We start from the raw sequence: 8,109 nt of genomic DNA, 5'->3' as shown, positions 1-8,109 counted from the left end.
AATACGAGCAGGATTACTGGGCGCAACTGGAGCGAGCCCCGCAAGCCGCTTGATCACACGATCGCGGACTCCACCAAAGTCGGGGCAGCTCACTGGGACAGGGCTGGGACAACCATGTCCCAGCCCTGTCCCAGCGCGCCCGTTATGCCGCATTTGCTAGGACAGTCTCAGCCCATTCCCCCAGGTAGCAGCGTTTCGCCCCGCTACCTGGGACTTAAGACACGCGGCTGCCACCCGGAGCGTGTCCTCTGACAGGTGATCTTGACCGTTCGTCAGGCGACTTTGACCGCCAGGGATTCACGCGCGAGGCTGACCAGCCGCGCATAGCGGACCGGCTTCGAAGGTGACCTGGCGGGCGGCCGCCTCGCTGACGAATGCGGCCTCCGGGTCGTCACTGAACCAGAGCGAAGCCGACGACCGAGCTCGGAGGGATCACAAACATCCGCACATGGCACTGCGGTGCAGATCATGGCGAATGCCGAACCCTGTGCGCCGCATCGGCCGTCTGAACTGGTGTGAGATCACGCAGGCGAGCACTGGACGAGTTGGACGAGGAACGCCTCCTCCGGCTGGCGACCAGCGGTGACCGCGTGTACAAGCGCACATCGCCAAGGCTGGCGGTGCAGCCACACCCCCGGGCGCATGGCCCAACAACCCATCCCCAGAAAGGGAATGATGAAAGCAGGAATCGCCATAGCTGCGGCAGCCGGAATCCTGGCTACCGGATGCGTGGCTGTCGTCGCCAGCGCCTCCCCGCCGCAGGACGCCCACAGCAACGCCGTTGCCGCACCGACCTCCCTGGCGCAGTCGGGCCCCGCCCAGACCGATGCGCGCCGCCCGGCGCCATCCGCCTCGAAGCCGACGCCCACCTCGAAGCCGGAACCTTCGAAGCCGCCGAAGCCGCCGAAGCCGACACCCACCTCGAAGCCGGAACCTTCGAAGCCGCCGAAGCCGCCGAAACCGCCGAAGCCGACACCCACCTCGAAGCCGGAACCTTCGAAGCCGCCGAAGCCGCCGAAGCCGATGCCCACCTCGACAAATGAGGCTCCCCTGTCGCTTCCGTGGGTCGCTGACCTGGACTGATATGCAGAACACGCCGTATCCCGGCTACGTTTCGACTTGCGAAGGAACGAAACGGAAGAACCTGGATACGGCGTGGTTCGCCAGGTGCTGCCGCACCTCAATCGAGGAGACCTCCCGACAGGGACAGGCAACGCTGGGGTGGCCCGGCAGGACAACAACCCATACTCCCCGCCGTCCTCCTCGCCCACCACGGCACTCCGTCCCGCCGACCACACGTGCGGAGCCGACCGACCCCTCCCCCGGGACGACAGAAACCGCATCACGTTGACGCCGCCCACCGCGACAACTGGCCCCCTCGACCTGGCTCTGTCGCCCTCTGGACGAGCGCCCTGAACCGGGCAGTGCACCCGCTGCTGCTGCGCCGGACCTTGCCGCACCCGCTGCTGCTGCGCCGGACCTTGCCGCACCCGCTGCTGCTGCACCCGCGGCTGCCCACCCGGCCGACGACGACCGCTGGGGCGAGGACGGCCGCTACCTGCTCAGCCTGGCCGACGCGCTGCGCCGCAAGCTGACCGCCTTCCTGGAGGAGACCGAGAACGGCGACCCGGTCGCCGCCTTCAAGGAGCTGCGCCTGGTTGCCCAGCGTGGGCTCCGGACCTCAGGGCGATCGCCGGGATGTTTTGGCGTGAACGCGCCCGACTCGGCCTTGAGGCGGCTCAGGCTGTCTGCTCCGGGTTTTCCTGGATTTGAGCCTGCGCCTCGTCGTAACGCTGCCGTGCGGCCGCGACCTGCGGCGAGAACTCGATGATCGTGGACAACAGATCACCGAGCGAGTCGACGACCACCTCGCCTGTCGGGCTGAGGCTGTATTCAACGTGGGCTGGAATGGAACGCACCAGCTTCCGATCCACCACCCCGTCGCGCTCGAGCACCTTCAACGTCTGCGACAGCCTGCGCTCGCTGACTCCACCCACGGCGCGCTTGAGCTCGTTGTAGCGCAGCGTGCCGCCCTGCAGCGCGACCAGGATCAGTAGCGACCAGGTGTTGGCGATGGTGTCGAAGGCCTCCCGCACGTCGCCCGCACGCGCGAGCACCTCGTTGACCGACACCTGGCGCCCCGGCCGTCGTTCGTCGCCCATCGCTGCATCACTCCTTCCCGGGCATAAATATACACTTTGCACGTACCGCCAGATCGTGTGTACTCTCATTTTGAGAGCACAAGCCCCCTCGAGGAGGTTTCGACATGAGCACCGAGTACAACGACTGGACCGTGGGCGACAGCAACACCGTCACCTTCAAGGCCCCCGCCAGGTTCGTCTTCGACCTCGTCACCCAGGCCCGCTTCTGGCCCGAGTGGCACGTCGCCAGCCACGGCGTCGGCGGCGTCACCGAACGCCCCTACCGCATCGACGATGTGGTCTACGAGTACGGCGTCCTCGAGGACGGCAGCGAACAGCACCTCTACTGGCGCGTGGTCGCCCAGGAGTACGCCAAGTCCTCCCTCCTCATCGACGACCGTCTCGGCGCGGGCCTGCAGTACAAGCTCACCGAGGACGGCGACGGCACCACCAGCTTCACCCGCAGCACCCTCTACAGCCCCGACTCCCCGTTCACCCCCGCCCAGCGCGCCATCGTCGCCGAAGCCAGCGCCGAAAGCGTGCAGGGCCTGCACCGCCACATCACCGCCCTGCTGGAGAAGGAGCGCACCAGCCTCCCCGCAGTCTCCTCGTAGAACCGTGACAACCAAGATCGAGAGAATGCGCCTCGGGTCAATCCCGAACTAGCCTCGATCCTTCGCGACGGTCCGCCGATGCACTCGGCGGACCGTTTCGGCTTCTCGGGCAGATGACAGGCAGGCCAGCGACAGCCGTTCACCACGGCTGCTGCGACGTCATCTCTCCCGGAACAGCCTCACACCGACCCACTCCTCCTGGAGCCACCGAGGGCCTGACCGCCGTCATCAGTACCTCCCTGTCCGGCCGCCGGCACCGACACCGCCGCCCACCCGGCTGCGCACCCGCCCGGGGGCCGGTGGGAATCGCCCCGCGCCCCCCTGTCCCGGGCCCGGACAGGCCCGGCGACACGCTTCCGGTACCGCTTCCGATACCGCTTCCGCTCCCCCCTCACCTTGACTGTGCATCACCGCAGGTCAGACCCCTTGTCCAGGCCGCCCAGAAACGCCGACAACCCCTCTGTCGCCTAGCGCGGCTCCATCGGAGTCTCGCTCTGGGCCACTCCGGCCCTTCGCCCAACCCGCGGGCCGTCCCCCGGCCCCCAGGGGCGGTGCCCGGGGCTCGCGCCGCGGCCGGGCAGCCAGGCGTTTCCGGTTGCCGCGGGGCAGCCGGGCCGGGCGGGCCGGTGCTGCGGGCGGGCGGTGGGTGGCCGGGGCGGGCGTGATCGACTTGTCGGCGGCGTGCGGTATGCAGAGCAGCCAGCCATCGCACCGCAGACCAGCGAGGGGGAGCGCCGTGAGCCACCGTCAGCCCGCCCCGGGCACACCCGACCAGCCCGACGGCCAGGGCGCCGTCCCCGCCCCGCGCAAGCGCACCCGCAAGGCTCCCAAGGCCAACCCGGGCGGCTCCTCCAACGTCCTGCGCGCCGACGTCCTGCGCGCCATCGCCGTCCTGAAGATCGTCACCGGCCACCAGCTCTGGCGACTGCTGCGCCCCAACGCCCTGGAGAACAAGTTCGCCCGTGCCACGCTGAACGACCTGGAGAAGAAGCGGATCACCGTCAAGCACGGTACCGGCGAGGACGGCCGGGACATCTGGGGCATGACCACCGCCGGCCGCGACGCGGCAAAGGCGTTGTTCCCGGACGGCCCGCGCGCTCCCTACTGAGGTGCGGGGCCTGCTGTGTCCGGGCTGTGGCATCTGTGTTCGGGCAGGCGGTCCGGCTGGCCGTCACAGCGGCGTCCATCGTGGTGGCCAGGGCGGGCAGCTCGCGCTCCAGGTCGCCGAGTACCGTGCGGGGCATCGCTGCGGCCAGCGCGCAGACCGCGACCAGCGCGATCCGCTCGCCTACCGCCAGCTCGGGGAGCGCCTGGGCGTGCGGGCTGCCGGTGACGACGTCGGCGCTGAGGTCGTACGCCAGCTCCTCGGCCGGCCGCCCGTTGCCGCCGGGGACGACCTCCCGGCCGGCGGCCCGCTCGACGGCGTCGACGCGGGTGGTGCGTCAGCGTCAGCATGCTGACTTTCTGCGAGTGCGTCGCAGTATGTCACTGCTGTGCACCGCTGCCACGACGCTAACCACGGGAGTGGAGAGGAGCGTGAGCAGCATCGGCCCGTATCCGCCATTGGAGGCCACTGCCACGACGACGGTCTCGCCGAGATATGTCGTCCCGGCGACAATCCCGGCGAGTAGTCCTCGCAGCGAAGTGCGCCCAGCCAGCCACTCAGGTGACAGCGCAAGTGCCGCACCGGTGATCGCGCCGACCAGAATGCCGACACCCAGGCTTCCGCCGACCACGATCGCAAGTCGGGAGAAACTCGGCAGGGCATGCGGCTTCATGAGGAGCTGCGCGACAGCGACGCCGAGCCATAGGGAGGCGGCCAGCCCGGCAGGCACAGCTCCTATGCGGACTCCCAGTCGAACGCCTCGTCGGATCACAACGGCGATCACGGCACGAACCCCCATCACTCGACCGCGGCCACTCTATGGAAAACATTGAACACGTTCAAATGAGCTGCGAAGATGATGCCCTGCTGACCGCCGAGCAGGAGGTGGGAGACTCAGCCCCAGGGGCCGCGCCAGCCGATCAAGGCGAAGCCGAACATCGCCCATGGAGGCTTTCCGGTTCACCTTGGCTGCACTAAAGCGTCTTCCAAGATCACGTCATGGCTCCTTGGGCACGCACCTTGTTTGGCCTCTCCGACCTCCGTGCGGAGGGCAGTCACCGTCCGGCGACGCGGAATGTCGTGATGGTCACGGCCTGGGGCGAGGCTAACAGCTCGCGCAGATAGGTGGTGCACGGGACGCCAGCAGCAAGGCGGGCACAGGTCCCGATGATCATGGAGTTACGACGCTCTGTGACCACTGGGGGACCTGTGCCCGTCCTGCCATCATGGCTGACCGACCCGCTCTGGGACCAATTTGCGGCGCTGCTGCCCGAGCACCCGACGGTCGATCCCGCCCATCCGCTGGGCTGCCACCGCCCCCGCATCAGCGACCGGATCGTCTTCGACAAGCTGCTGCAACTGCTGCGCTTCGGCTGCTCCTACCAGGCGATCGCCGACACCACCTGTTCCGCGACCACGATCCGCAACCGCCGCGATGAGTGGATCCGGCTCGGCATCTTCGCCCGGCTCAAGCAGATCGCACTGGAGTCCTACGACCGGATCGTCGGACTCGTGCTCGACCAGATCGCCATCGACGGCTCCATCACCAAGGCCCCCGGCGGCGGCGAGGTCGCCGGGCGCTCACCCGTCGACCGCGGCAAACAGGGATTGAAACGCTCGGGCATGACGGATGGCTACGGCATCCCGCTGGGCAGGGTCCTGGCCGGAGCGAACCGACACGACTCCCCACTGCTCGCCCCGACCCTGGACTTGCTGGACGGCCTCGAGCCGCTGCCCGACGACGTCACCGTGCACCTGGACGCCGGGTACGACTCGGACAAGACCCGCACCGAACTCGCCGGCCGCCACCTGCACGGCCGCATCGCGCGCAAGGGCGAGAAGGCTCCCATCCAGGCAAGCCAGCGGTGGCACGTCGAGCGCACCCACGCCTGGCAGAACGCCTTCCACCGCCTCGCCCGCTGCTACGAACGCCGCACCAGCGTCATCGAAGCCTTCTTTGACCTCGCCGACACGATCATCACCGTCCGTAGCCTGATCCGCCGGGCCTGGACCACCCACCGCTGGGACACACGCCCCCGACGTCGACCATGAGCAGCCCCCTGTCCGAGTGGCTGCTTAACGGCTAATCAGCCGGTCAGGGATCGCAAACCGGTTCTTGACGAGACCTCCCGTGTGGGTACGGGCGACCAGCGTAGCCGCGGACCTCGAGCAACCGGTCCGGACGCTCTCGCTACCTCCGCCAGTGCGCCTCGATAAGGAAGCGCTGCGAGTAAGCCACGAACGGACCATGGCGCTCGATGAAGGAGTGGAGTTCTGCCAGGCGGTCACGGTAGGCGTCCACCGTGAAGCCGGGGACGATCCAGATCACCTTGCGCAGGAAGTGGACCACCGCCGCGATGTCATGGAACTCCATCCGGAGGGCTTCCTGGCGCACGTCGACGACGTCCAGACCCACCGCCTCCGCGGCGGACACCGCCGCGATCGGGCTCGTACCGGCATAGGTGGTGGTCACCGGCATCGGCCGCGACATTAGCGGCTGAGGCCCCATCATAAACTCGGTCAGTTCGCGTACCGAGCCGGAGCCGACGTGTTGGGCCAGGTACACGCCGTCCGGACGCAGCACCCTTTGCACCTCGTCCCAGCGGGTCGCCACGGGGTGCCGACTGACCACGAGGTCGAACGACTCCTCCGCGAACGGCAGGTCGGCCGCGTCCTCGGTCTCGACGACGGTCGCGTCGAACTTCGCCAGGGTGCGGCGGGCGATCTCGACATTCGGGGGCCAGGACTCCGTCGCCGCCAGCACCGGCGGGGCGATGGGGATCGAGGCCAGCACCTCGCCGCCGCCCGTCTGGATGTCGAGTCCGGCCGCGGCCTTCGCCATCCGCTCGGCAAGCAGCCCTGCGTACCCCCAGGACGGCCGCTGCTCGCTGGCGCGACCGGCGAACCAGGAGAAGTCCCACCCCGCAGTGGGGACGGCCTCGCCTTCCTCCACGAGCTCTTCGAACGTACGCATGGGCCCGAGAATGGCAGGCAAGAGCGACGCCCGCATCCGAGTTTCGGCGGTTCACCATCCGGGGCGGATCCCCTCACGATTCCGGTGCGCCTCATGAATCATGGCAACGCAGACACAAGTCTCCTTGATGAGTCACAGAGCGTCACAACTCTGTGATCACGAAGCCTGTGCCTTCTCTCTCTGTCGGCCGACCTGCATGCCGCCTATCCGCGCGACCTCTAAGGCTCTGCCTGCCTGGATTGAAGATCCTCGATGCGTCGTGGAGTACAGCACCGCCTGGTGGCGTATTCGGCGACGACGTATCAGCGCGCATCGGTCGACAACGGATCTGACTACTCTGAGCGACGCGCCGTGGACTCGTCAGCGTTTACGACACCCTTGAACATGCGGGACTACCAGTCAAGCCATCCGCCCTGACCTGCACTCACGCCGACCGGACAGCCCGCTCGCAGCGCGGGCAGACGTGCCCGGCGTACTGCGGCGGGTACCAGCGCGATCCCGGCCCGGATGGCCGCCACGGGTCGACGGCCATGCTCGCGGTGTCGATCCCGCAGGCCGTCACCGGGAGCGGGTCGCCGGGCACGTCCGGGTCGGAGCCGGAAGCGTGCACGACCAAGAGGTCCGGTTGCTCCGGCTGCTCGATCACCACGAGGATGCCCATCACCCCACCCTCCGCCGGCGGCGGGCAGTACCGCACCTGGTGACCGGCCATCGGGACGCCGCACGGCCTGGTGAGTTCCGCCCCGCGCAGCCGGTGAGTTTCGCCCCGCCGAAACTCCCCGCCGCAGGTCAGCGCCGTTACGCTGCCCTCTGGCGCCCGCCGGACCCGGGACGCACGCTCTGGGCCATCGCCGGTGGGCGCCGCCACGTCGCCTGCTGGGAGTCGATTGGCCGCAAGCCCGGCCGGCAAGGGCTGCGGCCGGTTTACCTGGTGCTGGACGACGCTGCCGGGGAGGTACGCGCGGTGCCTGGCAGGCTGCCGGCGCCATCTCGCTGTCCGGCGTCAGCGGCAACCACTACGCCGTCGGCATCACCGGCAGCCTCTGATCGACAGCGATCGGGGCGAGGCCCCGCTGGCCTCTGCCGTCGGGTAGGGGCGAGCGGGGCCTCGCGGCGCCTCAGAGCGCCAGCCAGCCGGCCTGAGTCGCTCGGACGCCTGCCTGGAAGCGGCTGCGGGCGTTGAGGCGTTCCATGAGGTCGGTGGCGATGCGGCGGGCGGTGCGTGGTGATACGCCGAGCCGCTTGGCGATGGCGTCGTCGGTGTGGCCGTCGGCG

Annotated in this window: 9 protein-coding genes; 3 read left to right on the top strand and 6 right to left on the bottom strand. The window is 68.8% G+C overall.

Annotated features, from left to right (window positions below; genetic code table 11):
• Nucleotides 1-521: 521 nt before the first annotated feature.
• Both ABZW30_RS46060 and ABZW30_RS46055 read right to left on the bottom strand, forming a co-directional pair.
• Nucleotides 522-1,031, bottom strand: coding sequence for a hypothetical protein (locus tag ABZW30_RS46060; RefSeq protein WP_355677322.1), 510 nt, complete (start codon nt 1,029-1,031; stop codon nt 522-524).
• Between the two features lie 708 nt (nt 1,032-1,739).
• A complete protein-coding gene (locus tag ABZW30_RS46055) occupies nt 1,740-2,162 on the bottom strand; it encodes a helix-turn-helix domain-containing protein (protein WP_355677321.1) in 423 nt (140 codons plus the stop codon).
• 104 nt (nt 2,163-2,266) lie between these two features.
• Between ABZW30_RS46055 and ABZW30_RS46050 the strand changes: the two genes are divergently transcribed.
• Entirely contained in the window at nt 2,267-2,755 is a 489-nt protein-coding gene (locus ABZW30_RS46050) for an SRPBCC family protein (protein WP_355677320.1), read from the top strand.
• A gap of 736 nt (nt 2,756-3,491) precedes the next feature.
• On the top strand, nt 3,492-3,863 hold the full coding sequence (locus ABZW30_RS46045) for a hypothetical protein (RefSeq protein WP_355677319.1): 372 nt from the start codon (nt 3,492-3,494) through the stop codon (nt 3,861-3,863).
• Nucleotides 3,864-4,203: 340 nt separating this feature from the next.
• Here the strand turns inward: ABZW30_RS46045 and ABZW30_RS46040 are convergent, their stop codons facing one another.
• On the bottom strand, nt 4,204-4,590 hold the full coding sequence (locus tag ABZW30_RS46040; protein WP_355677318.1) for a hypothetical protein: 387 nt from the start codon (nt 4,588-4,590) through the stop codon (nt 4,204-4,206).
• A gap of 479 nt (nt 4,591-5,069) precedes the next feature.
• Here ABZW30_RS46040 and ABZW30_RS46035 point away from each other — a divergent pair, with 479 nt between their 5' ends.
• Nucleotides 5,070-5,912: an IS5 family transposase gene (locus ABZW30_RS46035; RefSeq protein WP_355677324.1), complete on the top strand. Its 843-nt coding sequence runs from the start codon at nt 5,070-5,072 to the stop codon at nt 5,910-5,912.
• Nucleotides 5,913-6,051: 139 nt separating this feature from the next.
• On the opposite strand, the gene ABZW30_RS46030 is transcribed toward ABZW30_RS46035, so the two are convergent.
• The 3 genes from ABZW30_RS46030 to ABZW30_RS46020 all read right to left on the bottom strand — a co-directional run.
• The gene (locus ABZW30_RS46030) at nt 6,052-6,834 is read right to left on the bottom strand and encodes a class I SAM-dependent methyltransferase (protein WP_355677317.1); all 783 of its coding nucleotides are present in this window, start codon (nt 6,832-6,834) and stop codon (nt 6,052-6,054) included.
• 424 nt (nt 6,835-7,258) lie between these two features.
• The gene (locus ABZW30_RS46025; protein WP_355677316.1) at nt 7,259-7,495 is read right to left on the bottom strand and encodes a hypothetical protein; all 237 of its coding nucleotides are present in this window, start codon (nt 7,493-7,495) and stop codon (nt 7,259-7,261) included.
• Nucleotides 7,496-7,952: 457 nt separating this feature from the next.
• On the bottom strand, nt 7,953-8,109 hold a 157-nt coding region (locus ABZW30_RS46020; protein ID WP_355677323.1), incomplete at its 5' end, for a LuxR C-terminal-related transcriptional regulator.

The sequence above is a fragment of the Kitasatospora sp. NPDC004669 genome, assembly GCF_040609455.1.
Classification (GTDB): domain Bacteria; phylum Actinomycetota; class Actinomycetes; order Streptomycetales; family Streptomycetaceae; genus Kitasatospora.
Note: the sequence above shows the minus strand (reverse complement) of the source record. Positions and strands in the feature narration are given on the sequence as shown.